Origin of the sequence: Sodalis sp. (in: enterobacteria), assembly GCF_047607725.1 — a bacterium.
Taxonomy (GTDB): domain Bacteria; phylum Pseudomonadota; class Gammaproteobacteria; order Enterobacterales; family Enterobacteriaceae; genus JBLKSS01.
Map to the genome: position 1 here is coordinate 1 of NZ_JBLKSS010000027.1, position 24,802 is coordinate 24,802.

Genomic DNA, 24,802 nt, shown 5'->3' on the forward strand with positions numbered 1-24,802 from the left:
CACTAATTTCATATCACTCAAACCGGGATGGAAATAAAAGTTATTAAAATCAATACAATGAGCATAAGCGTGCAACGTAGGTTTACTGTCTCATACAACAAACCCACCAATAATTCAAGACGTCCTCCACGGGGCGCTTACTTCCCGCCGTTGCCTATCCGATTCCGGCGCCGGCGAATCATCGCTATAAGTCGTACAGTTGATGACAGAACTCCGACGCGACGCGTCCGCGTCGCTAACATTAACGGCTAACTTCGGCACAATCTTTCACTGCTGAAGACAGGTCAGGATCGGCGAGTCCTAACAGCTTCTGTAGCGAAAAGGCCAAGGATACTGAGCACTTCCTCGCCGTATTGATTAAGTACCTCGGCTGGCTGGTGCAGTTGCGTACCATAAGATTGGCACACTTGACCAGCGGCCCGCCCTGGGCATTGACGTAATCGGCCCAACCCGGGGCGTTAGCCGCGTTGTGGCAGGTGGCAAATTGAACACTCAGTCCATGCGCGGTTTCGCTGTCATCCAGGCGGCGCAGCTGCCGCCAGACGGTGACGGGGACGCAGCCAATAAACTGAAACTGAAAAATGCCCCCGCGTGATGCCCATGCGGTAGCGCACTGTGCGCTTTCCATTAACGGTCTGCCGCTAGCGTCGTCGGTTTCACCGTCTTGAGCGTAGCCGTCGCTGTTTTTTGAGGTGTATATTGCAACATAACCTTTAGCGCTGCCTTTTTCTCGAACCATGGCTTACGTATAGAACCTTGCCTTTGCGGCTTCAGCGCTGCGAAATTATTCGCTGTCCGCCGCCATGGCATAGTCGCGCATTATTTCTCAAATGCGGGCCATGTCTTCCGGGCGAGCAAATATCAGTAAATGGGCGTGCGTAGTACCGTCGTGATGTGGCTCGGCGACACGCATACCGAAAAAACGCAGGCCCTGGCGATGGCATTTATCGCGAGCACAGGCCCAAACGCCATTGGGGTAGCTTACCAGGCATGAGTTTCTATCTGCCTGCCTACTAAAGGACGACGCGCCCAAGCTTTGTCATGAGCGCCCGCAATAAAGTGCTCAATCACTAAGTTGCCCGCCCATTGCGGTTGCCTTGGGCATATTTTGCTTTTCAAATATTTTCAGTTTGACCGAGCGGGCACGTACGCTTTTGTCGCTTATCCTTGTAAGGCTTATATTTCTTGCACTTTATACCCGGTAAAACTGAACCGGGGTGTGCTACGCAGATGTAGGTTGACGGTAGGATGGTCTTCCTCGCCGGCTGGCTGCAAACACCTTTGTACCTTTACATCCTGTTGGTTTTGATGGGAAAAAGGGTGGAAATCGCTTGATCCATCAATAAAGGTGCCCGACCCCGTAACCTGTTTCAATGTGATTAGGTAGGTATTGTCGATCTTGAAGGGTAATGCCATCTTAACTGCGGCGCCATTGGCCAGGGTGAGGGTGTCGTTTACCAGGGTGACATTATTGATCTCCGCGGCAAGAGCCGATAAATGATAGTGTTCGATAGGGGTTTTAGCGGTAAAACTATAGTCAGCGGAAATCATTTTACGCTCCTTGCAGGGTGACCCGGGAAAATGTGCCGACGCTATAGCGTCTGCCTGTTTTTTACCGCTAGCGTTGTAACCGCTATCGCTTTCGGGTGCCTAAGAACAAGGCAAGCGTCCTGTCATGCCTGTTATAATTGCTCAGGATCAGCGAGAAGACGTTGCTGGGCTAATAGCTTTTCCCCGATTGTCGCGGCTATGGCGTCGATTTGCGGCGAATGTGAGCTGTTGGGGTGGAACCACCGGCGTTATTATGCCTTGGGGGTAGATGTTTTCGCACGAAGAAATATGCACTGCCCGCGCAACAGCTTTTGTCGTTTGCGGACAGCGCCAACGGAGTGGAGGATGACGAACATTGTCCTTGGCGGTACGCTGCCGCACGTTCCATCAACTCTATTACCTTGCTTGCGGGCGGTCCTGTACTTTCGCGCCGAAATCGCAGAACATTTCGCCACTCAGAAGCAGGATAGCCAATTTTAATCTTAAATTATAAGAGGGCTAAGATTATATTTTTGTTGCGCGAATTTAACCAGTTCCGTCATTCCTAATCTTTTTAACACTTTAATGTTATGGACAAGTCGGGAGGCGGTCTTAGGCGAAAGGCTCTTTTTAGTTTTAGTCCTCAATTTGCACAACGAATTGCCGACAGCGGTAGGGCAAAGTTGATGTAAAGCACTTTCACGATATCCATCACCGGGAACAACAAGCAAGCTTGCATCAGGCGATAATATAATGTTTTCCATCACGCTTCCCCCATCATGATATTGTGAGATGTGTCGATAATGTTACGGCACTTTCTTCATCCAAACAATTAAACTTTTCACAGCGGGGATTTGGCCGCCGTTTTATTAATTTGCAATAAGTAAAATTAGAGTAAAATTGGCCGCGATCACATTCGCTATTCACAGGAACAGACCGGATGTCACCCAAGAATAAGCCGTGCACTAACGTATGCACGTATCAATAAATTCATACATTTCCGCCGTCACGATGGCATTGACGGGTATTACACTAAAGTTGAAGCTGCCTTAAGGCGGCTGCTGTCAGCGTTATTGGTCTCACCCACTACTCCGGCCTATGTCTTGATGCATTAGTTGCAAATTGCATTTTATTTTAAGGTGCAATGGGATAGAACGGTCGCTATTAGCGAAATTTTAACGCTGGGTTTAGCACAGAGACATTATGCTAGCATCGACAACAACGTTGACAATCGTGAAGTAATAGGAGGAGGTTAATTTGTGCGATTCATATCCGGTTAATGCTATTAATCATTATCATCAAGTTGCCCATGATCAAACTCCGCGACCTTCCGCGCCACCGCGAACGGGGAGAAAATGCGTCTTGCATCGGCTCGCTTCAGTGAGTAATACGTTGCTTATGTCGGCAGCACCGATCGGGGAAACGTTATGTCGCAAGGCCGATAATTATCCGCTGAGTCTGATGTTACTCGCCGTGGGGGCAACATTGGCGATATCCGGTCCATCTGTCTACGTTATACCTATATGCACGGGCGCGTTGATGATTAGCGCGGGGCGTTTAATTAAAATTCGGGCTGTTCTCTCCAATGAAACCGCACGCCGGCAGCAAAACTCTGTTGCTGAGCATAGATCGGCGCCTATCAATCATGGCTGTCTTTTTACCCGCAAGGCCGCCTATCCGACCGTACCGCCGTTAGCGCCTATACCAACACCAATGCAAATGGAAAAGCCCGGACCGGGTTTGACGTCAACATTACCTTCAACTTCAGCACCCGCTCTAAAGCCGGCAGCCACGCCAGTGTCCTCTCCCGCTTTTTGTCTTCAGTTCTGGTCAAACGGCGCCTGCAATGATGGGAGGATGCCCATTGCGGCTTAGGCCACACCAGGTGCGCTCGTTTTGAACAACAAGATTGAAAACGGCCATGTCCATTTCATCTGCGGATCGAAAGCCCGGCCAAAAGCGTGTTTGTCTCCTTTTGGGCCGGAAAATGAGCAGGGCGCATACAACCTCACGTCGGTTGCCATCCAGACTACCCGTCACGCGCCCTGAATCGCCCAAATTGATGCGCCAGCCATTGCCTCTTAGGCGAATGTGACATCCATCGACGGGGCGAATGGAAAGGGTAATTCCCGTCCGATAGTGTTCACCGCCAACTCCCGCAATGTGGCTTAATAGACAAGCTTAGACACGCCGGGAGGCTATCTTGCAACGGTAAATTGACCAACGTCATTGGCTGTGATTGACAAAATACCCTCTCAGGCCAGCCGTTAGCGTAAATAAAATCGAAGAAACTCTGGATCAACGCCTTGGCAAGGATGTGCTGCCAAAAAGTTGTCTAAAAGGCGTGCTTAATTTCAAGCAGTGCGGTGGAGAGCCTGTGGCCGGCGGCAAGCGTCGTGAGTAAATATATTGGGATGGGGAGGCGCCCGCGGGTAGCAGTGGGCAAACTACGTCATTATGTGGATGATATATGCATGTAATGTAGCCCGAGGCTTCACCCCGAGCTAACGCGGTGACATTTTATCTACCAGAAAAACTCAACCCCCTCTTTGAAGATTCTCTTCGGCATGTAATTCTTCAGCGCGGTGGCGCGGCAATATTCATTGAGTTGCGACAGTGACTGCACGCTGATTTTACTGTAGATGCCGGCCAGCCTGGCTTCCAGCGCCTTTGTCGACAGGAACAACCTTTCCGCAATCTCTTTTTCGCTCAAATCCTGTCTGGCATAAAAAATAATATCTAATTCGCTCTCGGTAAAGGTGGCGTCAGGGGGCGTAAGTGTGATAACCGAAGGTTTGAGACTGTCGAAAAATTCGGACACGGAGAGTAATTTGAATTTTTGCATGTAATAAGCGGTGCCCAATATTTCACCCTGATTATCATTGATAGCAAATTTGGGACAATAATAAGGTTCTATAACGGCTTGGCGACCATAATAAGATGTCGTAACAATGTCCACCCCAAGACTGCTCTCTTCCGCAGCCCGGTCTTGCTTCTGAAAATTCGGCGCGAGTTCCGACCAGGCGCAGGGGAATTCGTCGTCCCGGCGCCCCTCGAAATCAAAGCCAGTAGGGATATTTAAAAATTCGATGCGGGCCTTGTTTAAATAGACAAACTTGGACTCTTTGTTTTTTATTCCCCAAGGAATCGCCGCATGCTCCATTATGGCGATAAGGGGAATGTGGTTCAAGGTATGTAGGGTTAAACTGCCGGAGACTGGATCATTGAGACTACCCATGGTTGCGATTCCTCTATGATGAATTGTCAGTTTAAGAAAACCTCTGGCCGGTGACTCAGAAAATTACATGATTTAAGGGGCAGGTAAAGAGTAATTCCTTCCCAATAAACGGGAGTCCATCAACATAGGTGCAGAAATAAAAGCAATACTCGTGCAGACAGCGAGTTAATTAATCTTTAGCAAGTGAAGGGAGAGGCCTGAGACGGTCACTTTGACGCCGCCAAGAACGCCGACCGCCGAGCAAGCGACACAAGTAGCCGGCCGGTCGGACCCTCCATTGCCGAAGAGGCGCCGCGGAAATGATTCCGCGTCGTCGCTACCGCTTGCCAATTTAGCTTTGCGGGTTTTGCCGTGAGCGGTCCAATGCCAACGACGGTCTGTAGCCTGAGGCGCGCACTTTTTAATGGTGTTTATCACAGCGGCGGGCCGTGAACGGTCATTATCGATAATCCGTGCTGCCGATAAACCGTACTAGAAGCCTCTTTTGCGGCAGAACGAGTGGGGACTAACCCTGGGGGGAAATCCAAAAAAACCATAACGTTTACTATTCGTTTAAGTTTTGCATAATGTAATGATATTAATAATTAATATATTTATAATTAGTTTAAATATCATTATATAAAAATAGTTTTGTTTTTGATAAGTCGCTATGTCCCATTCGATCGTGCATAAAATTGATGGTTATCCGCAAAGCGGATGGAGCCTATTTTGGGCACTTTTTTCAGGTGAGTGTAAACCGGGTGAAATTTGGGATAATACCCAGTTTCGCCTGAAATTCTTATTACGTACGCTTATTAATCCGGTGGTGACACTGAGTTTTCTGCAGCGCGTCGCGACCGACTCGCTATTGCGTCACGTGGCGTTGGCGCAAAATACGTTGCCCGCGAAAATCCATCGCCCCTATCTTTTTGCCGCTTTGCCGGTAGCGGCGCGCGCTCAGGCTATCCTTGAGCACTATACTTTCTCCAAACGCTGCCATGCCTGCCACAGCGGCAGGCGCTGACGGTGCCAACGGCGACCCGGCTGTGCGTGCTGGAGGCAAGAACGGTGAACGTTTCGAGATTAAACTGAGTATGAGCAGTTTTGAGCGTGAAGGTGAGGCGACGTTGACCATCCACGACGATAAAAATTGCCTGGCGTCGCTGACCTTTTCGATGATGACGTTCCAGAAAAAGCAGACCGGTTTATCGGCGGACTGCAGGGTCGCCAGCCGCAGCACGTCCCATAACGTTATCAAAGAGGCGACCAAAGCCTGCCACGGTTTATTTCCCAAGCGGCTATTGGTAGAGATGCTACAGCTTATCAGTGGTGAAATAGCGGTGCCGCAGATTATCGCGGTCGGTGATAAAAGCTATGTTTTTCAGAGCGCGCGTCATCGAGGCAGTAAGCAAAAGGTGTTTCTTGCCCATTATGATGACTTTTGGGCCTCGGTGGAAGGGGTTGCGCTTACGGGAGGACTTTACGCGCTGCCGCAGCGAATGACCCGTAAATCCATCGACGATCTCCCAAGCAAAAAACGCGCCGAGTATCGCAGGCGTTTTGCCCTGCTGGAGGACATGCAAGCGCAATTCGCTGCGTTTATTCATACCACGGAGGCATAACCGACAGACTCCCCCGGCGCGCGGGGGACGTTTTTTACCGGCTGACTCAAAACGCCACCACGCACCCTGGGCTGAGGGCCAAGGCCGCCGGCGTGGGGCGCCAAGCCGCGAACGCCGGCACGGGCTTTACAACGTCACCAGCGCGCCTAATCTCTCGTCTGTCATGGTGGGCATGAATTCGGTTATGTCGTAATCTGCGACGGCGGTGAAGGGATCTTCGGCCAAAATGCGTTCCAATTCATCCCGCGCCATGCTACGAGCGAGAATGACGCCGCCGGTGCGGGGGATCTTACGGCTGGCGGCGATGAAGATACCTTCGGCAAAATAGTTCTTCAGCCAGTTTATGTGATCTTCCTGCAAGGCCGTCACTTGGGGCATGGGCTGGTTATAGCGCAACGTAATAAGAAACATGGACCACTCGTAAGCGCCCCGTGGAGGACGTCTTGAATTATTGGTGGGTTTGTTGTATAAGACAGTAAACCTACGTTACACGCTTATGTTCATTGCATTTTCACATTGTATTGATTTTAATAATTTTTATTTCCATCCCGGTTTGAGTGATATGAAATTAGTGGTTCTGAAGTTTGTGATAGTGTCCATTAAAATTTAAGTTGACACTATCATCGCCGGATTATCCATGATCTGACAGCCGTCCCTTATAGGATGCGGGTTCACTAGGCATCGTAGTGGAACATATTCTTACCGGGCCATACAACAAACCCACCAATAATTAAAGACGTCCTCCACGGGGCGCTTACCATCAGTTTAAGAATTATATTGTGGATTTTGCCCAGGAAGTGGATGTTGAGCTGAAAGGCGAGGTGATTATCCTGCCCAACGGTGCCGAGCTGCACTTTTTGAGCACCAATACCAATACCGCCCAGGGGCGTTCCGGTAACCTCTATCTGGACGAATATTTCTGGATCCCCGGCTTTCGCAAGTTGCGTAAGGTGGCGTCCGGCATGGCCTCGCAAAATCGCTACCGGTTAACCTATTTTTCTACCCCGTCGAGTGTGACCCATGAAACTTATGCCTTCTGGAACGGCACGCTGTTTAACAAGGGGAAAGCGGCCGCCCGGCAGAAAGACATCGATGTCAGCCATCAGCGGCTGGCCGGTGGCGTGCTGTGTGAGGATAAACAGTTCCGGCAGATTGTCACCGTAGAGGACGCGGTACGCGGGGGCTGCAACCTGCTGACTATCGACGATCTGCGCGCCGAAAACAGCGATGAGGATTTTGCCAACCTCTATCTGTGCCACTTTATTGATGATGCCACCGCCACCTTCTCCCTGGCGGAAATGGAACGCTGCATGGTGGACAGCTGGGTACGCTGGACAGATGTGAAACCCTTTGCCCGGCGGCCGGCCGCCGATCGCGAAGTCTGGATAGGCTACGATCCGGCCAGCTCCGAGCACGGCGACAGCGCCGGCTGTGCAGTGGTGATGCCCCCGCGTGTGCCGGGCGGCCCGTTTCGGGTACTGGAGCGCCCCCAGTGGAAAGGCATGGATTTTACCGCCCAGGCCGCCAATATCAAGGGGCTGACCGAGCGCTACAACGTGACCTATATCGGCATTGACAATACCGGCCTGGGCCGCGCGGTATCCCAGTTGGTTCGCCAGTTTTTTCCCGCCGTCAACACCATCAACTACAGCCTGGAAATGAAAACCGATCTGGTGCTGAAAGCCAAGGATGTCATCCGCGCCGGACGTCTGGAGTTTGATGCGGGCTGCCTGGATATCGCCAAGGCGTTTATGGCTATCCGCCGACAACTGACCGCCTCCGGTCGTCGGGCCACCTATGTCACCAGCCGCGCCGAAGGCGTCAACCACGGCGACGTCGCCTGGGCGGTGATGCATGCCTTGTTAAATGAACCCCTCGAAGGGACAACCGGCACTAACGCCGGCTTTATGGAGATATTTTAAGATGCGTAAATCCCGCAAGGGGCCAAAAACAGGCCCGCAACCGCGCACGGGCGCGCCACATGCCGAGGTGTTTACCTTTGATGATCCGCTCCCCATGATGGATCGGCGTGAAATGCTCGATTATCTGGAATGTGCCATCGTCGATCGCTGGTATGCGCCGCCAGTGTCCTTTAACGGGCTGGCGAAGACCTTTCGCGCAGCGGTGCATCACAGTTCCCCAATTTATATGAAACGCAATGTGTTGGTGAGCCTGTTTCAGCCCCACCGCCTGCTATCCAAGCAGAATTTTAGCCGCTTTGCGCTCGATTTTATGGTGTTTGGCAACGCCTTTCTTGAAAGCCGGGTGAACCGGCTGGGTGAGGTGATGACACTCACCCCCAGCCCGGCCAAGTATACCCGCGTGGGGGTTGAGCCAGGCACCTATTGGTATGTCGCCCAGCCTCAGACACCCCATCAGTTTGCGTCAGGCGCGGTATTTCATCTGCTGGATCCGGATATTAACCAGGAGATTTACGGCGTGCCGGAGTACCTCTCCGCCCTGAACTCGGTGTGGCTGAATGAAGCGGCGACGCTGTTTCGTCGCAAGTACTACCTCAATGGCAGCCATGCAGGTTTTATCCTGTACATGAACGATGCGGCGCAGAGTCAGGACGATATCGACGCCCTGCGCAAGGCAATGAAAGAATCGAAAGGCCCAGGAAACTTCCGCAACCTGTTTATGTATGCGCCGAACGGCAAAAAAGACGGGTTGCAGCTTATCCCGCTGGCCGAGGTGGCGGCAAAGGATGAGTTTATGCACATCAAAAACACCAGCCGGGATGATCAGCTGGCCGCGCAGCGCATCCCGCCTCAACTGATGGGGATTTTACCCAACAATACCGGCGGCTTTGGTGATGTGGAAAAAGCGGCGCGGGTGTTTGCCATCAATGAGCTTGCCCCTCTCCAGCAACGTCTGAGCGAAATTAACGATTGGGTGGGTGAGGAGGTGGTGCGATTTAAGCCCTATGAGCTGCTGGATAATGCGGCCGGATAAGCCACCAAAACGGCGCTCACGACAACGCCAAAGAGTGCAACACAGGGGCGCAACAAAACGCAACACTTTTTTTGAGAAAAAATCGGCCTGAAAGCCGCGTCGGACAAGGGTTTATGGGGTATGGATGGGTGCATAAAAAGTGAATACAGCGTGCAGGCGCGGGGGGACTGCGCGCAAAGGGGTCTGGAAGGCAAAATCAACCTTGCGCTCTGGCGCATGAAAGCCATTCTGTGAAGCGCGCGTTTTCAGAACGAGAAAGCCGCTTTCTCAGCGCAACACCTCGCCATAGTCCATACAGGCGCTCTGAGAGGATCACATGGGTTTGATATGACGGTGAATAGCAGGTATGTTATTCATTTTTATGAATAAGCAGGCATTTCGCTTATCCAACAGCAGTCAGGGCAAGGCAGAATGCACGGGCTTTAGGAGAATCAGTATATGGGATGGATAGGCGTTGACCTGGACGGCACGCTGGCCGAGTCACGCACAGGCCAGAGTGCGCGCATCGGTAAACCGGTGGGGCCGATGATGCAACGCATCAGGCGCTGGCTGAGTGAAGGGCGCGAGGTCAGGATTTTTACCGCACGGGCGGCGACAGCGGACGGTGTCCGCGCGGTGCAAAGCTGGCTGCGCACGCAGGGGCTGCCGGCGTTGCCGGTAACGAATATCAAAGACAGCGAGATGCTGCAGCTATGGGATGATCGGGCGATCCGGGTGGTGAAAAATACTGGCAAGGTCTGCGCGGGATGCGAAAAGTGCCAAGCACTGACCGCTGAAGGTCAGGGGATTTTGACGGATTGTTGATATACCCGTAATTGTTGCAGCCAGATCCGGGAGGATACATTATCTAATAAAGAGCCATATAACTCAGCTCGGCCTCTTTGATTAAACAACATTTGTTCGGTACTATTTAGTTCTGAAAATGATTTCACAAATTTAGTCAAAGATTCATACGGTGTTTTGTTTTGGTTTTTTGCTATATATTTCATGGTATTAAAAACAAACAAACCACAGGCATTAGGTGCGTTTTCTTGGAGCGATTCTTGTACTACTGAAACTTCATTGGCTCCAAGAAATTCCGTAAGTGTTTGTATGAAATTCATTTCTTTGTTATTTAGATAATTTGTACTATCAAACAATATTGCTGATTTATCTCCCAAGTCAGTCGTAGACAACCCAAACAAAACCCAATGACCTCTAAACAGTAAGGGGATAAAATCTCCTGATGAAGGTGTTTGTTCTCCCTTATTGTCAATGTTTAGCAATGTAGACAATAATTTTTGTGGTATATGTTCATTATCAATAGCAGTAGCGGGTATTTCTACCGCATCATGGAATTTAAAACCACCTTCTTTACTATTTAGTGACTTAGAAATGGAGTCCAACTCCGCTGAAGTGATTAATCGGTTTGTGTGGAAAAATGATGAGCTGACGGGCTCCCCATCATCAACACAGGCACAAAAGTTTATATTTTTATTTATTTCTTCTAAAATTTCTTCTCTCTGTTGTGATCTTTCTTGAGTTTCAAAACCCGTCATGATTAAAATTTTATCAGGTATAGACCATGCCTCTTCTGGTGTTTTGTTTTTATTTCTTCCTTGCACGATCTCGCATAACTTTAAACTGTCTTTTCCTAGTTGTTCCTTTAGGTCAGGATGCCCGGCCTCCTTTCCTGTATACAAATCAAAAAGAAAAGATTTGGCCTCTAATCCAGCAGGGCTGTTCTCACACGCTAATGTAAATAAAGCGTCAATACTAAAATCATCATTATTCCGAGCAGCGCTTTTTAAAGTTTCAAGTGAAGAAAGGTTATATACATATTCCATTTTGCTATTTTCTTTTGCATGAACGGAATAAGCATTTAATGCAGGTGAGCGGGAAATAGAAAGTGCAGTCATTTTTAACCCTTACTATTTTAATAAAAATAAAGTTATAAGTTGTCGAGTTCCGCATCGTTTAGCCCTGTGGAAAGCTTAACGACTTCTCTGTCAACACCATTAGCCAGAAGCTGGCGGGCGATCTGAATGCGGGTTTCCTGTCGGCCTTCCTGTCGGCCTTTCAGTCTTAGCTGCTCTGCAATAGTCATAATATCCTCCCGGTAATTCGCTATCTGCGCGGCAATATCATGCAGAAATTGCTCTGCATCCGACGTGTTTCCTCGCTCAACAATATAATACATCAATCCCTGAAACTGCTCACGTGGCACGGACCACTGTTGCAGTAGCCGGGCAATATCGCTGGCTAACTCCAGCATATCGCGGGTACGGATATGCTTCTGAACCAGCTCCAGCAAGGCGACGCGCCGGTGAGTCAATATCTCATCATCCGGCATCGCGGTGATATCAACCAACGGAAAAGCTTGCATATAGACTGATTTTGCCAGCTCAGGATCGGCAAAGCAATCCAGCCAGCGTGTGCTATACGGATAGGGAGAAGTGCGTCCATGATAGAAAAGCAGCGAGATCACCACAGGAAGCTTTTCATGTCCTTGGTCAATATGCCGCTGCATGGCTGCCAGGCTGTAGCGATGCAGGCGCAGTGGCATCAGTTTTTCTGGTCGGCTCTGGTGCTCAATAAGACAGTAGATGTAACTTGCGCTGGCCGTCGTCTCTACCGAATACAGCATATCAGAGAGCCGGCTGCGCAGGTCATCTTCGACGAAAGAGCCGGACTCCATCGCCAGCGTGCTTAAGTCGCAACGTGTTCTGATGGAGGGCGGCAGGTGGATATCAAGAAAATCTCGAGCAACTGCAATATCGCCGAGGAATTTTTTGAATAGCGCATCGTGATGTAATGGTGTCTTTGGCATAGGGTAAAGTTTAGCGAAAAAATTTAAACAAAAATGAGATCGGACGCCTGGTCATCACCATTTTTATTATCTCACGGGCCGCTGACGCTTGGCATACTGGTGTTTTTCCCAATCTTCCCGGCATTCCGGGCAGCAAAAATTGCCGAGGGTTTCCTCTTCACAATTGTAGCAGCGGCCAGTGATCGGCATCGGACGGTAACGCCGTCTTGCTTCAGCAATCGCGCGCTCACGGAACAACGCCTCCCGTTCGCTGGCAATATCGATAATATCAGGCATCGGGTCGCCCTTTCATGACCGCCTGCGCTGTCCTGCCAGCCGTACAGCAGGTAAATCCCGTCGGCGCACTGCAACATGGCCAGGCCGATGCGCATGTAGTCAGCCTCGGAAAGGCCATCCGGCAGCATGGCGGGATTGAGTGGAATAGCGCCCTGAGCGGATAGCCGGACAGCGGCCAGGGAAAAAGCTGTCCGGTTGAAATCAGGCTTTCTAGTCATGGGACCGGCAATGTATATCACCTTTGTTTGCATGTCAGTATCTTGAATATTCATTGTTTATCCATCTGTTTTATTTTCATATTTTTTTATCAGGTCGCACGGCGGCCATGTTAGCCTGCGGGATCATACAACCCCAAGGTCACCTTTCGTTTGCATAGCCGCCCGACGCGCCACATCAATGCGGCGGCTTTTTCGGCAGCGCTGGGCGCACGGGCAAGCAGTACTCCGGTTGCCAGGGCGCAATAGCGCTGGCCGTCAATTTTCATCACCTTACCTTCAGCCAAAGACCGGACGTCCCCAGGACTCAGAACCAGGCCTTTTTCTGCGGCATAACTATAAATTTTCTCAATGCGGGTATTTAAGGCCGCCTCGGGGGACGGTAATGGCGGCGTTGTGCGCCAATCTGGGGTCGGCGGTCCCGGATCCCCCGTACAGTTAGTGACAGAACTCCGAGGCAACGCGTCTGCGTTGCTCACGTCAACGGCCAACTTCGGCACAATCTTCCACTGCTTCAACCGGGTCAGGATCGGCGAGTCCCCGCCAACGACCGTATCGAACAGGCCGCGGATACTGAGCATTTCCTCGCCGTACTGATTGAGTACCTCGGCGGGCTGGTACCAGGTGCGCACCGCCAGATCATCACGCTTGACCAGTGGCCCGCCCTGGGCATTGACATACCCCGCCCAGTCGGGGGCGTTGGCTGCATCGTGGCAGGCGGCAAATTCCACACTCAGGCCGTGCGCGGTTTCGCTGTCATTCAGGCGGCGCAGCTCCCGCCAGACGGTGACGGGAATGCAGCCAATAAACTGAAATTGACGAATGCCCCAGCGTGAGGCCCAGGCGGTCGCGCGCTGCGCGCTTTCCTTTATCGGTCTGCCGCTTTCGTCGTCGGTTTCACCGTCCATGGCGTAGCCGTCGATGTTTTTCGAGATGTATTTGGCAACGTACCCGGTGGCGCTGCCTTTTTCTGGATCCATTGTTTTTGTATGGAACCTTGCCTTTGCGGCGACGGCGCTGCGTAATTCTTCGCAGTCTGCCGCCGTGGCATAGTCGCGCAGGATTTCCAGGATGCGGGGCATGTCTTCCGGGCGGGCAAATATCAGTAAATGGGCGTGCGGCGTACCGTCATGATGTGGCTCAGCGGAGCGCATATCGAAAAAGCGCAGTTTCTGGCGATGCCATTTGGCGCGCGCGCAGGCCCAGACACCATTGAGGTAGCGTTGAGTGTCCGCCGGGCTGGCCCCATTCCATTTACGGTTAACGCGCCCGTTTTCCAGCGTGACGTGATAACTTGAGGGCGCGGTGATGGTCACAAATTCGCCAACATAGCCTTGGGCGTTGGAAATGTCCTCATACCCCCGTAGTCGTACCATCAGCTCAGTGCGTCGAATGGCGGGATTGGCCTGGCTGGCGGCATAGCCATCCATCAGGCTGATACGGTTACCCTCTTCGTCTTCCAGCTCCATGCATTTACGCCACTCGTGCGAGCGCCGCCGCTGCTCGTGCCAGTCACGCAAGGCGGTTGTGCTGACGTTCGGGGAGGCGTGCTTATGGACATACCCCATGGCGATAGCCAGATGTTCACGCCAGCGGTTGGCGGTACGGCGCAGGTTGTTCAGCCACCATCGCGCATCACACATTCGCCTGATGGCCGGCTGGGCATCAAAGGGAACAAAACATTTTTCCAGCTTGCTCCAGAGTGGCGGCTGTAGGCCCAGCAGGCGGGTGATCCGGGCCAGGTGGTGATAGTGGTCATAGACGATGCGCCACTCGCTTTTATCGCCCTGAGCGCGGGTCAGGCGGGTCACTTCCGTGGCGGCAACATGGGCGGCGGCGTTCGCCAGGGACTTAAGCGCCTGACTGTCCAGGTCGGGCTGACGCTGACGCTGGGTGCGCAGGCGCAAAAAGGCCACCACGCCATTATGCTGGGGGGACTGGGTTGCGCGGTCGCCAAACAGCGCGCGGAAATCGTTATCTGCTATCTCATCCAGGCGGTAACCGGCGTTTACACGCGCAATGCGCGGTAACATCACCTTAACCACCGACTCGGTTAGCCAGCTGCGGGCGCTGTCAAAGCCCTTTTGCTTTTCGCGCTGGTCAAAGCGCCAGTAAATACTTGAACTCACCGTTTCCAGCTGGTCGTCAACCTGCTTTTTCGCCTGGAGATAGTCCTTACGGCGAAGTTCAGCAAGGCGCATTTCCTCATGGGTCGGGATACCCCGCTCAATCGGCAGCAGCGGCTTGCTGTTCCAGGGGTAGACGACGCTGGACTGTGGCATATCAGACAAACTCCAGCCACTCAAACGAGAAATCATCTGTTTCGGAGGTCGACGGGCGAGACTGCCGCCCCGGCAGCGTGGCAATCACTTCCCCGGCTTTACCCCGGCTAGCCCCCTTGGCGGCGATGCTGTAATGGGTGTGCGTGTAGTGAAACGTAAAACCCCGATAGGCGGCGTGGGTCTTGAGGGTATTGCTGCCCGAGAGCACAACAGGGACGTCCCAGCGCGGGTGGGTCTCAGTCAGGGCATCAGCCAACGCCTGATGTTCTTCATCCCGAAAAGGCGTGATGTAATAACCCGTGAAGCCGTCCCTACCTTCAGGTGGCAAATAAGGTGGATCGGCATAAACTGCGCAATGCTCGTCAACATGAAACGCCAGTGTTTCTTCAAAGGGCAGGCAGACAAACCGGGTATGGGTATCGCGCGCCTTTTCGGCGAACAGGCGGATTTCCGCCGCGGGGAAATAGGGCTTTTTGTAACGGCCGTACGGGACGTTAAATTCGCCACGTAGGTTGTAACGGCATAGGCCGTTGTAGCCATGGCGATTCAGGTAAAGGAACACGGCGGCACGGTTGAGGCCCCTGGTCGCTCGCCATTGGGCGAAATCGGTGCGGTAACGGAAATAGTCACCAGAGTTGTTGGCGCGTCTGAATAGCGGCAGCGCCGCCTGTATGACGCTCTCTGGGCTATCAACGACCGTCTGGTAGAAATTGATAAGGTCCGGGTTAATGTCCGCCAGCACATAGCGGCGATAGTCGGTATCGAGGAAAACCGAGGCACCGCCGACAAAAGGTTCAACCAGACAGTCAGCGGCCGGCAGGAAGGGCCGCAAGCGGGGCATCAGGCGAGACTTGCCGCCCGCTCATTTCAGGATAGGTTTCATCTGCGTGTCCTCAGCAATGTTCGATAAAGGCGTCGGAATGACGCTGCCAGATTTCCGCCACCACCTGCGCCTGATAGCAGGCATCCTCAAGGGCGTGGTGCTTCAGGGTCTGGCGCGCGCGGGCGAGCAATAGCCTGTTGCCTGCGCCAGACATTGCAGGGTGCGCATATCCCGCACGCGCGAGTAATATCAGGGGATGGGTAGGCCATGGCGCTCAAAGGCCGCGCTTAAAATCACCACGTCAAAGCTGCCGCCCTTACACCAGATATTCAGGTGTTTGCGGCCAGCAGGTATCTGGCTGGCGTTGATGTAATTCAGCAACGCATTCAGGGCATCTCGCGCAGAAGAGCGCGGTTCAATAATCAGTTCGGCGCGCGCTTGTGCGTCCTGACGTAACCACCACAACGCCGTATCGACTTCTGCACGGGCGCCGGCCGCCTCATCACTGCGCGGGTCAACGTGGATATAAAACGTTTTGCCCAACTGGCCGGTAGAGGGTTCAAAAAAGACGGCACCTATCGCCGCCAATGGCACACTGGCGCGAACGCCGAGGGTTTCAATGTCAATCATTAGATGATTCATCGTGGTGACTCCCCAGTCATATCAAGCGTTGACAAACGCAGTGCTATCCAGTCATTCAGCGCGTTCAGTATTTTGTCTGCGGGTACAGCGCGGGCGCGCTGCGATTCCAGAAAGGCACTGAGCATGCCAAGCAGGTGTCCGCGTTCGCTTTTTCTGTCCGCCAGGCCAATGGTCATGAAATCCGGATCGGTTAAACCGGGCGTCAGGCGAATGCGACCTGGCGCGCCGCACTGATGGGAATGGGTTATTTCAGTCATGGTTAGTTCTCCTTTATTCAGGCCGTACGAAGCCCCGGCGCCATGCGCCGTTTTTATTTCACTTTAATGGGGGTAATAAATTACTGTGGCACTAAGGCATCAGTGTTATTATCCATTAACCACTTTATGCGCCGCCTCAAATCTTTTTCTATTCCGGCAATACATGCCTGTGCATAAGGCTTTTGTGGGTCAACATAAAAATAGGCGTCATTACCCTGCGCTCGAATAGAAAAACCGTTTTGCATGGCGGGCAATACATGATAAAGAATTTGGGTCATATCGTCGGTATTCATAATAAAAACCCTTAATGGTGACAACTATTTTTAGCAGCCGCCAGAACAGGGCGGCATAACATAACGCTGTACCCCCTTCGGCAATAGCGGATCGGGAATATTGCCTAATGCCAGAAATTTAAGTGCGGGCTTTAATGCCTCTACACTTGCCTTATCCCCGACGAAAAAAGCTAGATGATAAAGTTCACGTATTTCATGCGCCAGAATACGAAAAGAGGTCAACCTGTTTTCTGGTTGATTCTCACAGTCAGCATAATAATATCGTAATGCTTCATTTATATAGTCGGCATAAAAATGATTCACGACAGACTCCTTTTTATCCGCGATAAACTTTCTTGAAATTCCTTGCCGCATGTTTTCGGCGGGCTTTGGCGCGTATCTGGTCATCTTTACGCTGTCTGCTTTCCCTGATATCGATAATGACCGCATAGAAGGAGAGCGGGAGCGCAATAAGTAGCAGGAGGGCCGGTACTAAATAATCCATCCACCATAAATCTTGTAATATCATTATTTATTCCTCACGTGTTTCCGGTGCAGAACCAAAGCCACTGGCTTTAAGCGTTCCCACATAACGACCATTTTTGAAATATTTACGGCGGAATTCAGTGACATGGATTCTGCCAGACTCGTTGTTTCGACTGGTTTCTTCGCTCATTTGTGTTAACCCTCGCGTTAATAAAATATGGCCGGGTTTTAGCCATGCCCGGCGCATGGTTCTGTGGTACTCTCACCATGCCCGCCATGTTCTGACCGGAACACGGGCATGATGCTCACCCACAAAAAAGGAAAGGTTATGTGTGAAAAAAATGCACCTGAAAAAATGGTAGATCGTGGTAATAACAGAGATGATTTTCACGTTCTGCACAAACCAGAACCCCCGGAAGATGATGATAAGGAGTAATAATTTATGAGCAAACAACCAACTGAGCACACTTTGCGTTACCGTATCTGGTACAGCTATTGGCTGGAAGTGATGACGGAAACCATTAACCACCGCCTCGAGACAATGACTAATGCCACAAACCTTGTCCTTGGTGCTGTTATTTTTGCTGCAAGTGATCTCAGTTGGTTGTTTGGCGGTATCATCGCCATTCTTAGCGGCAGCCGCATAGCTTGGCAGTTTGGTAAAAAGGCCGAAGCCGCACGGCAGCAAAACAAACGCTATCGCATATTGATTAATGAAATGCACAGTCTCAGTATTGATGAAATGCAGGTGCGCATTAGCATTCTTGAGGAATTCGATAGCTCGGCGCTTTCCTGCCTTTTTAATCCGGCCAGAAATCGGGCGATTATTTCTCTTGGTCTTGATAAAAAACATATGGAAAAACTCTCCATTACTGAACGTGCCGTGTCTGGTTTGGCCGGCGGCGTGCCGAATTAGTTAACGCCTTTAATTCGCTCTGAAATAATAGCTCGCTGATAATCTAGCGTGCCTTGGCAAAGTGTCGCGTCTTCATAATGCCCTTTGACGCTATCAACCAAGGCGGGTTCATCTTCTAATGCCCGAAGAGTCTCTCGCATCCAAAAGATAAGGTCCTTCCTGTTAAGATGACCCGCATAAACAAAGGGCCTATCCGAATCTCCCAAAGATGAGCAACTTTGTTCAGGCTGCGCATCATTCTCCATTGTTTTTAATAATTCATTAATATCGAACTCATCAGCACTAACAACAATGACTCTTCCATTTCTTAAAATAATGGCTCCGCCGTTATTTAGATTGCTAAAGCCAGCAATAATATCCTTTGTGTTGGCAAATGCAGATGTGAATTTATTTGAAAAGCACAAGTAGGTATTGTTATCTATGTGTTTTTTTGTGATGCCCATTTTGTTTCCTTCATTTATTAGTGATGTGATTACCAAAACAGTGGGTTTTTATCTTTATGCCGGTGTCGCCTTTTCGGCGGTGCATAGGTGTTGCATTTTATAAAGCTGGTCGATGTAGCGGATCGCCTGCACCTTACCATCAAACAAACCGAACGATTGATCACCGTAGAGCACCTCATAACGCGCAACAGGATGTACGGCAGTTTTGGGGCGGTAGTGAATGACAAACCCCTTATAGCCGTGCGTGTAGCGATTTTTTCTGATTAACGTTTGCATCATGCTCTGGTGTCCGTCCGTTTCCTATGCCGTTCCGCTGAGTCTTCTGGCGCTGCTTATGCGGCAACCTGCCATGCTTGCGGTTTCGGCAGATGGCCGGTGTAAAACTGCCGGATAACGCTATCTATCTGCCTGGCGCTGTCGATGTCTCCGGCGACCCAGGCATCTTCTAATGCATCCTCCAGACCAATGCTCAGCCAGTAGGCGTAATCGTTGTCTAGCTGCTGCTGCAACTCGGGCGGCGTGGCTGTCGCTGCGCGGAGGTTCGCCCGCTTGGCGTGGTATTCCTGCACGGGTTCATTTATCAATGTGGCGTAGGCCGGTTGCATTGGTTTTCTCCTACAAACGTTGGCGAGCTTGGCGTTCAAAGCCCAAGCCACAGAAGCCACGCATCCCGCTGCTCGACGGGGCGATTGAAATATGCCTCACGTACTGCACGGTTTAATTCAGGGATGTAAATCCACTTCTCACCTGCACGGACATTTGGCTTATCTGGATCCTTCAATTCAATAATTGGTAACTTATTGCTTTTAACCATCTCCTTAACCGCCGTATCAGACTTGCCGATCAACTCGGCAAACTTCTCCATATGAACCGCATCAAGCGGATACTTAATCTCGTAATCCTTGCTTTCCATCCTTTTAGCCCATCCCAAGCTTCGTGTTAGTCTTATCAGCTCCAAACCCCTCAAAACCGTTTAGCAACGTTTGAGAGGGGCGGAACGCACCTCGAAAGGTCATTAAGTCAAAACCTATTGCGAGAATATAGTCACTAAGTCAGGACCTTGTCAAATGAAATTAAGCGAAAAATTGAAAGCAATCAGGAAAAACGAAGGGCTAACCCAATTGAAATTTTGCGAAATCAGCGGGATAGCACTGGGGACACTAAAAAATTATGAGGGAGGACATCAAGAACCGGGAATACATGTTGTATTGCAAGTAACTAATACCCCGAGACTAGAAAAATACACCATGTGGCTCATGACCGACAAAACCGCCCCCGAAGCTGGCCAAATTGCGCCGGCTCTCGCACACATTGGGCAAGAGTCAGCCACCTCAACCCGTTAAGGCCGGAGAATTGGTTAGACATTTGTTATCTGTATGCGGACTGGCTCTGGATTGAGGCTGGTCTCTACATCGGAGGGCTTCATTATGGCAATTAAGAAGCTCGATGATGGTCGTTACAAAGTGGACATTAGGCTTAACGGGCGCACAGGACGCCGCATCCGTAAGAGTTTTGATAGAAAAGCCGAGGCCGTTGCATTTGAGCGTTATGCGCTATCGAATGCAAACAAAAAAGAATGGGCGAGCAACACTAGAGATCGTAGGGTTTTGAGTGAATTATTAGATATCTGGTGGTTATACCACGGTCAAAATCTCAAGAATGGCACTATTGAAAAGCGGCACCTATTCAAAACAATTGAGTCTATTGGTGATATCTCGATTACGAAGCTCAACAAGCGTGTGCTGATGGAACACCGTAGCAAGCGCTTATCCGCTGGCATCAGCGCAGCTACAATTAACCGAGATCTCTATAGATTTTCAGGGATGTTTTCAGCGCTGATAAAGCTGGAAGAATTCTCAGGACAAAACCCACTACATGGGTTACCGCCACTGGCAGAAAAAAATCCGGAGATGACATTCTTTGATGTTGATGAAATCAATAATCTACTGTCTGTTTTGTCTGGAGATGAGCGGCTTATTGCCTTGCTCTGCCTAAGTACCGGTGGACGGTGGGGGGAAGTGAGCACCTTGACACCTACGCAAATCGTGAACGGGCGAATTACATTTCTTGAAACTAAGAATGGCAAAAAACGCACTGTGCCAATATCTGCTCAACTGGAAGGAGAGGTTAAAATGCATGCAAGTAGTCATTTGTTCAAAGTAGACTATGAGAAATTCTGCATAAAGCTGCGTTCAGTGAAACCCGATCTACCAGTAAGCGCCCCGTGGAGGACGTCTTGAATTATTGGTGGGTTTGTTGTATTAGACAGTAAACCTACGTTACACGCTTATGCTCATTGCATTTTCACATTGTATTGATTTTAATAACTTTTATTTACATCCCGGTTTGAGTGATATGAAATTAGTGGTTCTGAAGTTTGTGATAGTGTCCATTAAAATTTAAGTGGACACTATCATCGCCGGATTATCCATGATCTGACAGCCGTCCCTTATAGGTTGCGGGTTCACTAGGCWTCGTWGTGGAACATWTTCTTACCGGNCCATACAACAAACCCACCAATAATTCAAAACGTCCTCCACGGGGCGCTTACGATTCCCCCTACCTGGCCCCGGTACCTTATCTCGGTAAGGAAAACCAGCCGGCTTATGTGCGCGATGTGGCGGAGTTTATGGCGCCGCTGAAAGGCGTCTCTCTGACGTAGTTGGCTGCCGCCACCACCGATAATTTCGGCCGCCTGTTTCACGTGGAGATGCAGCGCTACCTCGACGCCAACTGATGTAAATCAATATCATCATTATTATATTAGAAATAAATTTCAAATAGCGTTACTCTTGCGCGCAATTTCGCCCGCGCGGGCCAGACAGATGATGTCCGGCGGCGCGGCGTGTGGGGGCCGGCGGCTGCCCGCCGCTGTCCACCTGCCCGCTGTGTTGTGACCGTGCTTCCTAAGCCAGGCAGGAAAACGCCGATAAAGCCAGCGCCCTTTGTTATTCAAGGCGGCGACGCCAATTAACAGTAACCGCCGCCGGTCTTATCTGGCGTGGACTCTGATGCACCAGGATTTTGAGTCAGGAGTAAAAACACCATGTTGCAAAATGCATTCGCCCACCTGCAGAAAATCGGCAAGTCGCTGATGCTGCCGGTTTCCGTCTTGCCCGTCGCCGGTATTTTGCTGGGGGTAGGTTCCGCCGAGTTCAGTTGGCTGCCGGCGGTGGTCTCTGATGTTATGGCGGAGGCGGGGGGCTCGGTTTTTGCCAATATGCCGCTGATTTTCGCGGTCGGCGTGGCGCTGGGGTTTACTCATAACGACGGCGTGGTGGAGCGGGCACTGGTGCCGTTTGGCCTGCACCACATCTGGAATGTCCCCTTCCAGATGCAGGTGGGGGAATTCACCAACGCCGCCGGTCAAGTCTTTCATGGCGATATTCCACGCTATATGGCGGGCGATCCTACCGCGGGCAAGCTGTCGGGTGGTTTCCTGTTTAAAATGTACGGTCTGCCCGCCGCCGCTATCGCCATTTGGCACGCCGCTCGGCCGAAAAACCGCGCCCGGGTCGGCGGTATGATGATTTCCGCCGCGTTGACCGCCTTTCTGACCGGTATCACCGAGCCTATCGAATTTTCCTTTATGCTCGTGGCGCCGCTGCTGTATGTCATTCATGCAGTATTGGCGGGGCTGGCGTTTCCGCTGTGTATTCTGCTCGGCATGCGCGACGGCACCAGTTTCTCTCATGGACTGATTGATTTTTTGGTGTTGAGCGGCAACAGCAGCCGCATCTGGCTGTTCCCACTGGTGGGCATAGCCTATGGTCTGGTGTATTACAACAGCCTGTTCCGCCTGCTTATCGTGAAGCTGAATTTAAACACGCCGGGGCGTGATGTCGAGGCCGTCGAGGCGCTGTCAACGGGCCGCGGCGCTGGCGGCGGCGTTTGGCGGCAAAACCAACATCACGAGTCTTGACGCCTGTATCACCCGGCTGCGCATCAGCGTGGCGGATGTGGCGAAAGTGGATCAGGCCAGGCTGAAACAGCTGGGCGCCCGCGGTGTGGTTGTGGTGGGTGCCGGTGTGCAGGCAATTTTCGGTACCCAATCCGATAATTTGAAAACCGAAATGGATGACTACCTGCGTCAAGCTGTATGACCGACGCCCCTATGGCTGATGGGGCGTAGCGGTGTCAATCCGGGCACGTGCGCGGCGGCAGATTTTATGCGGCGCAGGGAAGCGAAAGCCTCCCTGTTTGCTATGGTTAATACGTCCACGTCGCCATTGCGCGCCCTAAGTGACTATTTTAATGACGCGGCCGGTTGAAAAGCAGGGAGTTCCTCACTCATACTTCCGTTACCAACCAGTCAGGAAACAAGGAACGCCGCCATGGCCGAAGAAACCATTTTTAGTAAAATCATTCGCCGGGAAATTCCCGCTGATATTCTCTATCAGGACGATTTGGTTACTGCTTTTCGCGACATCAGCCCCAAAGCGCCCAGCCATATTTTGATCGTGACCAATCTGCTTATCCCCACCGTCAACGATGTCACCGCCGACCATGAAGCGGCGCTGGGACGGTTGTTTACCGTTGCGGCGAAAATTGCCCAACATGAGGGCATCGATGAGGACGGCTACCGGCTAATAGTGAATTGCAACCGCCACGGCGGCCAGGAAGTTTATCATTTGCACATGCATCTTTTTGGCGGCAGGCCGCTTGGCCCGCTGGTGGCGTGATGCATTGAGGAAAAACATGCGTTTAGTACCCTGGATAATCGCGCTGTTGCTGTTAACCGGCTGCAGCGGTAGCGGTAGTCGCGATCCCGCATTGATCATCAATAATCAGCAATCGCTGGTGATGGACCCGTCGGTGCTCAGCACCGGCATTACCGCCGCGCCGCCGTCGCTTACCACCGATCGGGGGCGATTGCGCGCCTATAGCATCCTGAACAACAATCATCCCGCGCCGGTCACCGTGTATTACCGTTTCTGTTTCTATTGGTACGATGCGCAGGGATTGGATGTCATACCGTTCGCCGCGACGCGCATGCTGATCGTGCCGCCTGGCGGGGAAACTCGGGTGGAGGCGGTGAATGGTAATCCGGAGGCGAAGCACGCTCGTCTCTATTTGTTTTTGCAATAAAGGGTCAACGTCGAGTCTACAATGAAAAAGACAGCCTTAATCGTCCTTGCAGTGCTGGTGTTGGGCAGCTGTACCACCCGAACTCCAGAGCCGCCGGCGGCCACGGTACCGGTACAGCCGCCGCCGGTTACCAGCGCGCCGGTGCCCATGCCGCCGAAAATCAAGACCATTGACTGGCAGGCTAGCCTGTCGCCCATGGTGCAGCAAATGTTGGCGGTGGAGGGAATCAACGACGGCAGCGTGCTGCTGGTAAATACCCTGAAAAACGCCACTAACGGCAGCGTGCAGACCGGTAAAGCCACCGCGGCGCTTACCCGCCTCATTGCGGACGGCGGCGGCAAATTCCAGGTGGTGGGCGCGGATAAACTGAACGCGGCGCGCCAGACGTTAGGGCTTTCCCCCGACGACAGTTTGGAGTCGTGCAGTAAAGCAGTGGGACTGGCGCGCTATCTCAACGCCCAGTACGTGCTCTATAGCGCCGTCAGCGGCGATGTGAAAGCACCCACGCTCGATCTGCAACTGATGCTGGTGCAAACCGGCGAGATCATCTGGTCCGGTAACGGCGTTGCCCAGGATTGACGACGGGCTGTGCTCGATGCTGGCGCAGTTACTGCCGCGTGCGTCGTTAGACAGTGTGAAACCCCTGCAGGTCAGCGGTCTGACCGGCGAAAGCTGGCGATTGCAGGGAGCCGGTTTTGATTTGCTGGCGCGCGAAGCCAGCGGGCAGAAAATATTTAAGCGTACGCCCAGCGCCGTCTATTAATTCCCCATCAAGTTATTGAAGATGATGTCCATTATTTTTTTAATGGGCGCAATTCATGAAACAAACCCCACCAAAACCCTCAAGACGTCGTCCAAATTTCCCGCTGGACTTTAAAATTAAGCTGGTTGAGCAGGCGCTCCAGCCCGGCGTATCCATTGCCAAGCTGGCACGGGATAACGGTATCAATGACCATTTGCTGTTCAACT

The 24,802-nt window shown here is 51.6% G+C and carries 32 protein-coding genes and 7 pseudogenes; 17 read left to right on the plus strand and 22 right to left on the minus strand.

The annotated features are described in order from the left end of the window. Nucleotides 1–69 precede the first annotated feature (69 nt). Entirely contained in the window at nucleotides 70–252 is a 183-nt protein-coding gene (locus ACMX3H_RS03220) for a hypothetical protein (protein WP_415209789.1), read from the plus strand. On the opposite strand, the gene ACMX3H_RS03225 is transcribed toward ACMX3H_RS03220, so the two are convergent. The 4 genes from ACMX3H_RS03225 to ACMX3H_RS03240 form a co-directional block, all read right to left on the minus strand. Further along, complete coding sequence (locus ACMX3H_RS03225) at nucleotides 242–739, minus strand: hypothetical protein (protein WP_415209790.1); 498 nt, start codon at nucleotides 737–739, stop codon at nucleotides 242–244. The genes ACMX3H_RS03220 and ACMX3H_RS03225 overlap by 11 nt on opposite strands. A gap of 87 nt (nucleotides 740–826) precedes the next feature. Further along, the gene (locus ACMX3H_RS03230; RefSeq protein ID WP_415209791.1) at nucleotides 827–1,033 is read right to left on the minus strand and encodes a replication endonuclease; all 207 of its coding nucleotides are present in this window, start codon (nucleotides 1,031–1,033) and stop codon (nucleotides 827–829) included. A 143-nt stretch (nucleotides 1,034–1,176) separates the two neighbouring features. Further along, complete coding sequence (locus ACMX3H_RS03235) at nucleotides 1,177–1,551, minus strand: hypothetical protein (RefSeq protein ID WP_415209792.1); 375 nt, start codon at nucleotides 1,549–1,551, stop codon at nucleotides 1,177–1,179. A 2,503-nt stretch (nucleotides 1,552–4,054) separates the two neighbouring features. Next, nucleotides 4,055–4,768, minus strand: coding sequence for a helix-turn-helix transcriptional regulator (locus tag ACMX3H_RS03240; RefSeq protein WP_415209793.1), 714 nt, complete (start codon nucleotides 4,766–4,768; stop codon nucleotides 4,055–4,057). A 649-nt stretch (nucleotides 4,769–5,417) separates the two neighbouring features. Here ACMX3H_RS03240 and ACMX3H_RS03245 point away from each other — a divergent pair. Further along, nucleotides 5,418–5,771, plus strand: a complete 354-nt coding sequence (locus ACMX3H_RS03245) for a DUF535 family protein (protein WP_415209794.1) — start codon at nucleotides 5,418–5,420, stop codon at nucleotides 5,769–5,771. 22 nt (nucleotides 5,772–5,793) lie between these two features. Then, nucleotides 5,794–6,369 (plus strand): DUF535 family protein, encoded by a 576-nt coding sequence (locus ACMX3H_RS03250; RefSeq protein WP_415209795.1) that lies wholly within the window; start codon nucleotides 5,794–5,796, stop codon nucleotides 6,367–6,369. Between the two features lie 126 nt (nucleotides 6,370–6,495). Here ACMX3H_RS03250 and ACMX3H_RS03255 read toward each other — a convergent pair whose 3' ends face one another. Further along, nucleotides 6,496–6,780 (minus strand): YciI family protein, encoded by a 285-nt coding sequence (locus ACMX3H_RS03255; protein WP_415209796.1) that lies wholly within the window; start codon nucleotides 6,778–6,780, stop codon nucleotides 6,496–6,498. Nucleotides 6,781–7,127: 347 nt separating this feature from the next. Here ACMX3H_RS03255 and ACMX3H_RS03260 point away from each other — a divergent pair. The 3 genes and pseudogenes from ACMX3H_RS03260 to ACMX3H_RS03270 all read left to right on the plus strand — a co-directional run. Continuing rightward, a pseudogene (locus ACMX3H_RS03260) lies at nucleotides 7,128–8,291 on the plus strand (terminase large subunit domain-containing protein); the annotation flags it as partial. Between the two features lies 1 nt (nucleotide 8,292). Continuing rightward, nucleotides 8,293–9,324 (plus strand): phage portal protein, encoded by a 1,032-nt coding sequence (locus ACMX3H_RS03265; RefSeq protein ID WP_415209797.1) that lies wholly within the window; start codon nucleotides 8,293–8,295, stop codon nucleotides 9,322–9,324. A gap of 438 nt (nucleotides 9,325–9,762) precedes the next feature. Next, nucleotides 9,763–10,128 carry a hypothetical protein gene (locus ACMX3H_RS03270; RefSeq protein ID WP_415209798.1) on the plus strand — a complete coding sequence of 122 codons (366 nt, stop codon included), beginning with the start codon at nucleotides 9,763–9,765 and terminating at the stop codon, nucleotides 10,126–10,128. Here ACMX3H_RS03270 and ACMX3H_RS03275 read toward each other — a convergent pair. The 13 genes and pseudogenes from ACMX3H_RS03275 to ACMX3H_RS03335 form a co-directional block, all read right to left on the minus strand. Continuing rightward, nucleotides 10,104–11,222 carry a hypothetical protein gene (locus ACMX3H_RS03275; protein WP_415209799.1) on the minus strand — a complete coding sequence of 373 codons (1,119 nt, stop codon included), beginning with the start codon at nucleotides 11,220–11,222 and terminating at the stop codon, nucleotides 10,104–10,106. The two genes, ACMX3H_RS03270 and ACMX3H_RS03275, sit on opposite strands and share 25 nt — an antisense overlap. 32 nt (nucleotides 11,223–11,254) lie before the next feature. Beyond that, nucleotides 11,255–12,133, minus strand: coding sequence for an Rpn family recombination-promoting nuclease/putative transposase (locus ACMX3H_RS03280; RefSeq protein WP_415209800.1), 879 nt, complete (start codon nucleotides 12,131–12,133; stop codon nucleotides 11,255–11,257). A 66-nt stretch (nucleotides 12,134–12,199) separates the two neighbouring features. Beyond that, the gene (locus ACMX3H_RS03285; protein ID WP_415209801.1) at nucleotides 12,200–12,409 is read right to left on the minus strand and encodes a hypothetical protein; all 210 of its coding nucleotides are present in this window, start codon (nucleotides 12,407–12,409) and stop codon (nucleotides 12,200–12,202) included. 20 nt (nucleotides 12,410–12,429) lie between these two features. Beyond that, nucleotides 12,430–12,660, minus strand: a pseudogene (locus ACMX3H_RS03290) (DUF4406 domain-containing protein); the annotation flags it as partial. A 77-nt stretch (nucleotides 12,661–12,737) separates the two neighbouring features. Beyond that, complete coding sequence (locus ACMX3H_RS03295; protein WP_415209802.1) at nucleotides 12,738–14,906, minus strand: replication endonuclease; 2,169 nt, start codon at nucleotides 14,904–14,906, stop codon at nucleotides 12,738–12,740. Nucleotide 14,907: 1 nt separating this feature from the next. Further along, a pseudogene (locus tag ACMX3H_RS03300) lies at nucleotides 14,908–15,756 on the minus strand (DNA adenine methylase); the annotation flags it as partial. A gap of 43 nt (nucleotides 15,757–15,799) precedes the next feature. Continuing rightward, the gene (locus ACMX3H_RS03305) at nucleotides 15,800–15,943 is read right to left on the minus strand and encodes a hypothetical protein (RefSeq protein ID WP_415209803.1); all 144 of its coding nucleotides are present in this window, start codon (nucleotides 15,941–15,943) and stop codon (nucleotides 15,800–15,802) included. Between the two features lie 35 nt (nucleotides 15,944–15,978). Continuing rightward, a complete protein-coding gene (locus ACMX3H_RS03310) occupies nucleotides 15,979–16,359 on the minus strand; it encodes a 3'-5' exonuclease (RefSeq protein WP_415209804.1) in 381 nt (126 codons plus the stop codon). A gap of 8 nt (nucleotides 16,360–16,367) precedes the next feature. Further along, nucleotides 16,368–16,628, minus strand: coding sequence for a hypothetical protein (locus ACMX3H_RS03315; RefSeq protein WP_415209805.1), 261 nt, complete (start codon nucleotides 16,626–16,628; stop codon nucleotides 16,368–16,370). Nucleotides 16,629–16,708: 80 nt separating this feature from the next. After that, a complete protein-coding gene (locus ACMX3H_RS03320) occupies nucleotides 16,709–16,921 on the minus strand; it encodes a hypothetical protein (RefSeq protein ID WP_415209806.1) in 213 nt (70 codons plus the stop codon). Between the two features lie 30 nt (nucleotides 16,922–16,951). Continuing rightward, nucleotides 16,952–17,224: a hypothetical protein gene (locus ACMX3H_RS03325; protein WP_415209807.1), complete on the minus strand. Its 273-nt coding sequence runs from the start codon at nucleotides 17,222–17,224 to the stop codon at nucleotides 16,952–16,954. A 13-nt stretch (nucleotides 17,225–17,237) separates the two neighbouring features. After that, complete coding sequence (locus tag ACMX3H_RS03330) at nucleotides 17,238–17,429, minus strand: hypothetical protein (RefSeq protein ID WP_415209808.1); 192 nt, start codon at nucleotides 17,427–17,429, stop codon at nucleotides 17,238–17,240. A 3-nt stretch (nucleotides 17,430–17,432) separates the two neighbouring features. Beyond that, nucleotides 17,433–17,576, minus strand: coding sequence for a hypothetical protein (locus tag ACMX3H_RS03335; protein ID WP_415209809.1), 144 nt, complete (start codon nucleotides 17,574–17,576; stop codon nucleotides 17,433–17,435). A gap of 108 nt (nucleotides 17,577–17,684) precedes the next feature. Here ACMX3H_RS03335 and ACMX3H_RS03340 point away from each other — a divergent pair, with 108 nt between their 5' ends. Together ACMX3H_RS03340 and ACMX3H_RS03345 are read left to right on the plus strand one after the other, a co-directional pair. Then, complete coding sequence (locus ACMX3H_RS03340; protein WP_415209810.1) at nucleotides 17,685–17,822, plus strand: hypothetical protein; 138 nt, start codon at nucleotides 17,685–17,687, stop codon at nucleotides 17,820–17,822. Between the two features lie 6 nt (nucleotides 17,823–17,828). Next, entirely contained in the window at nucleotides 17,829–18,302 is a 474-nt protein-coding gene (locus ACMX3H_RS03345) for a hypothetical protein (RefSeq protein WP_415209811.1), read from the plus strand. Here the strand turns inward: ACMX3H_RS03345 and ACMX3H_RS03350 are convergent. From ACMX3H_RS03350 to ACMX3H_RS03365, 4 genes are read right to left on the minus strand one after another with little or no spacing between them, the layout of a single operon-like run. Continuing rightward, nucleotides 18,299–18,745, minus strand: coding sequence for a hypothetical protein (locus tag ACMX3H_RS03350; protein WP_415209812.1), 447 nt, complete (start codon nucleotides 18,743–18,745; stop codon nucleotides 18,299–18,301). The genes ACMX3H_RS03345 and ACMX3H_RS03350 overlap by 4 nt on opposite strands. Before the next feature lie 54 nt (nucleotides 18,746–18,799). Beyond that, nucleotides 18,800–19,024, minus strand: coding sequence for a hypothetical protein (locus ACMX3H_RS03355; protein ID WP_415209813.1), 225 nt, complete (start codon nucleotides 19,022–19,024; stop codon nucleotides 18,800–18,802). A gap of 53 nt (nucleotides 19,025–19,077) precedes the next feature. Beyond that, the gene (locus ACMX3H_RS03360) at nucleotides 19,078–19,350 is read right to left on the minus strand and encodes a hypothetical protein (RefSeq protein ID WP_415209814.1); all 273 of its coding nucleotides are present in this window, start codon (nucleotides 19,348–19,350) and stop codon (nucleotides 19,078–19,080) included. A 35-nt stretch (nucleotides 19,351–19,385) separates the two neighbouring features. Next, nucleotides 19,386–19,658 carry a Cox family DNA-binding protein gene (locus ACMX3H_RS03365; protein WP_415209815.1) on the minus strand — a complete coding sequence of 91 codons (273 nt, stop codon included), beginning with the start codon at nucleotides 19,656–19,658 and terminating at the stop codon, nucleotides 19,386–19,388. Between the two features lie 154 nt (nucleotides 19,659–19,812). Here ACMX3H_RS03365 and ACMX3H_RS03370 point away from each other — a divergent pair, with 154 nt between their 5' ends. The 9 genes and pseudogenes from ACMX3H_RS03370 to ACMX3H_RS03410 form a co-directional block, all read left to right on the plus strand. Beyond that, the gene (locus ACMX3H_RS03370) at nucleotides 19,813–20,088 is read left to right on the plus strand and encodes a helix-turn-helix domain-containing protein (RefSeq protein WP_415209816.1); all 276 of its coding nucleotides are present in this window, start codon (nucleotides 19,813–19,815) and stop codon (nucleotides 20,086–20,088) included. Nucleotides 20,089–20,172: 84 nt separating this feature from the next. Beyond that, nucleotides 20,173–20,958 (plus strand): annotated as a pseudogene (locus ACMX3H_RS03375) (site-specific integrase); the annotation flags it as partial. A 338-nt stretch (nucleotides 20,959–21,296) separates the two neighbouring features. Continuing rightward, nucleotides 21,297–21,482, plus strand: a pseudogene (locus ACMX3H_RS03380) (TatD family hydrolase); the annotation flags it as partial. Nucleotides 21,483–21,791: 309 nt separating this feature from the next. After that, nucleotides 21,792–22,848, plus strand: a pseudogene (locus ACMX3H_RS03385) (PTS transporter subunit EIIC). 231 nt (nucleotides 22,849–23,079) lie between these two features. Continuing rightward, on the plus strand, nucleotides 23,080–23,427 hold the full coding sequence (gene hinT, locus ACMX3H_RS03390) for a purine nucleoside phosphoramidase (protein WP_415209817.1): 348 nt from the start codon (nucleotides 23,080–23,082) through the stop codon (nucleotides 23,425–23,427). Nucleotides 23,428–23,443: 16 nt separating this feature from the next. Further along, nucleotides 23,444–23,833, plus strand: a complete 390-nt coding sequence (locus ACMX3H_RS03395; protein WP_415209818.1) for a YcfL family protein — start codon at nucleotides 23,444–23,446, stop codon at nucleotides 23,831–23,833. Nucleotides 23,834–23,854: 21 nt separating this feature from the next. After that, nucleotides 23,855–24,412, plus strand: a complete 558-nt coding sequence (lpoB, locus tag ACMX3H_RS03400) for a penicillin-binding protein activator LpoB (protein ID WP_415209819.1) — start codon at nucleotides 23,855–23,857, stop codon at nucleotides 24,410–24,412. Then, the gene (locus tag ACMX3H_RS03405; RefSeq protein WP_415209820.1) at nucleotides 24,399–24,596 is read left to right on the plus strand and encodes a hypothetical protein; all 198 of its coding nucleotides are present in this window, start codon (nucleotides 24,399–24,401) and stop codon (nucleotides 24,594–24,596) included. The genes lpoB and ACMX3H_RS03405 overlap by 14 nt, the downstream gene beginning before the upstream one ends. Nucleotides 24,597–24,681: 85 nt before the next feature. Then, nucleotides 24,682–24,802 (plus strand): annotated as a pseudogene (locus ACMX3H_RS03410) (transposase); the annotation flags it as partial.

What these genes read in the sequence shown, in the direction of transcription:
- ACMX3H_RS03255 (WP_415209796.1), bottom strand. Translation starts at nt 6,780, where the DNA reads ATGTTTCTTATTACGTTGCGCTATAACCAGCCCATGCCCCAAGTGACG.
- lpoB (WP_415209819.1), top strand. Translation starts at nt 23,855, where the DNA reads ATGAAAAAGACAGCCTTAATCGTCCTTGCAGTGCTGGTGTTGGGCAGC.
- ACMX3H_RS03360 (WP_415209814.1), bottom strand. Translation starts at nt 19,350, where the DNA reads ATGCAACCGGCCTACGCCACATTGATAAATGAACCCGTGCAGGAATAC.
- ACMX3H_RS03370 (WP_415209816.1), top strand. Translation starts at nt 19,813, where the DNA reads ATGAAATTAAGCGAAAAATTGAAAGCAATCAGGAAAAACGAAGGGCTA.
- ACMX3H_RS03320 (WP_415209806.1), bottom strand. Translation starts at nt 16,921, where the DNA reads ATGAATACCGACGATATGACCCAAATTCTTTATCATGTATTGCCCGCC.
- ACMX3H_RS03395 (WP_415209818.1), top strand. Translation starts at nt 23,444, where the DNA reads ATGCGTTTAGTACCCTGGATAATCGCGCTGTTGCTGTTAACCGGCTGC.
- ACMX3H_RS03335 (WP_415209809.1), bottom strand. Translation starts at nt 17,576, where the DNA reads ATGAGCGAAGAAACCAGTCGAAACAACGAGTCTGGCAGAATCCATGTC.
- ACMX3H_RS03345 (WP_415209811.1), top strand. Translation starts at nt 17,829, where the DNA reads ATGAGCAAACAACCAACTGAGCACACTTTGCGTTACCGTATCTGGTAC.
- ACMX3H_RS03285 (WP_415209801.1), bottom strand. Translation starts at nt 12,409, where the DNA reads ATGCCTGATATTATCGATATTGCCAGCGAACGGGAGGCGTTGTTCCGT.
- ACMX3H_RS03280 (WP_415209800.1), bottom strand. Translation starts at nt 12,133, where the DNA reads ATGCCAAAGACACCATTACATCACGATGCGCTATTCAAAAAATTCCTC.
- ACMX3H_RS03310 (WP_415209804.1), bottom strand. Translation starts at nt 16,359, where the DNA reads ATGATTGACATTGAAACCCTCGGCGTTCGCGCCAGTGTGCCATTGGCG.
- ACMX3H_RS03315 (WP_415209805.1), bottom strand. Translation starts at nt 16,628, where the DNA reads ATGACTGAAATAACCCATTCCCATCAGTGCGGCGCGCCAGGTCGCATT.
- ACMX3H_RS03270 (WP_415209798.1), top strand. Translation starts at nt 9,763, where the DNA reads ATGGGATGGATAGGCGTTGACCTGGACGGCACGCTGGCCGAGTCACGC.
- ACMX3H_RS03275 (WP_415209799.1), bottom strand. Translation starts at nt 11,222, where the DNA reads ATGACTGCACTTTCTATTTCCCGCTCACCTGCATTAAATGCTTATTCC.
- ACMX3H_RS03235 (WP_415209792.1), bottom strand. Translation starts at nt 1,551, where the DNA reads ATGATTTCCGCTGACTATAGTTTTACCGCTAAAACCCCTATCGAACAC.
- ACMX3H_RS03355 (WP_415209813.1), bottom strand. Translation starts at nt 19,024, where the DNA reads ATGATGCAAACGTTAATCAGAAAAAATCGCTACACGCACGGCTATAAG.
- ACMX3H_RS03330 (WP_415209808.1), bottom strand. Translation starts at nt 17,429, where the DNA reads ATGATATTACAAGATTTATGGTGGATGGATTATTTAGTACCGGCCCTC.
- hinT (WP_415209817.1), top strand. Translation starts at nt 23,080, where the DNA reads ATGGCCGAAGAAACCATTTTTAGTAAAATCATTCGCCGGGAAATTCCC.
- ACMX3H_RS03350 (WP_415209812.1), bottom strand. Translation starts at nt 18,745, where the DNA reads ATGGGCATCACAAAAAAACACATAGATAACAATACCTACTTGTGCTTT.
- ACMX3H_RS03295 (WP_415209802.1), bottom strand. Translation starts at nt 14,906, where the DNA reads ATGCCACAGTCCAGCGTCGTCTACCCCTGGAACAGCAAGCCGCTGCTG.
- ACMX3H_RS03305 (WP_415209803.1), bottom strand. Translation starts at nt 15,943, where the DNA reads ATGTCTGGCGCAGGCAACAGGCTATTGCTCGCCCGCGCGCGCCAGACC.
- ACMX3H_RS03245 (WP_415209794.1), top strand. Translation starts at nt 5,418, where the DNA reads ATGTCCCATTCGATCGTGCATAAAATTGATGGTTATCCGCAAAGCGGA.
- ACMX3H_RS03240 (WP_415209793.1), bottom strand. Translation starts at nt 4,768, where the DNA reads ATGGGTAGTCTCAATGATCCAGTCTCCGGCAGTTTAACCCTACATACC.
- ACMX3H_RS03225 (WP_415209790.1), bottom strand. Translation starts at nt 739, where the DNA reads ATGGTTCGAGAAAAAGGCAGCGCTAAAGGTTATGTTGCAATATACACC.
- ACMX3H_RS03265 (WP_415209797.1), top strand. Translation starts at nt 8,293, where the DNA reads ATGCGTAAATCCCGCAAGGGGCCAAAAACAGGCCCGCAACCGCGCACG.
- ACMX3H_RS03340 (WP_415209810.1), top strand. Translation starts at nt 17,685, where the DNA reads ATGATGCTCACCCACAAAAAAGGAAAGGTTATGTGTGAAAAAAATGCA.
- ACMX3H_RS03365 (WP_415209815.1), bottom strand. Translation starts at nt 19,658, where the DNA reads ATGGAAAGCAAGGATTACGAGATTAAGTATCCGCTTGATGCGGTTCAT.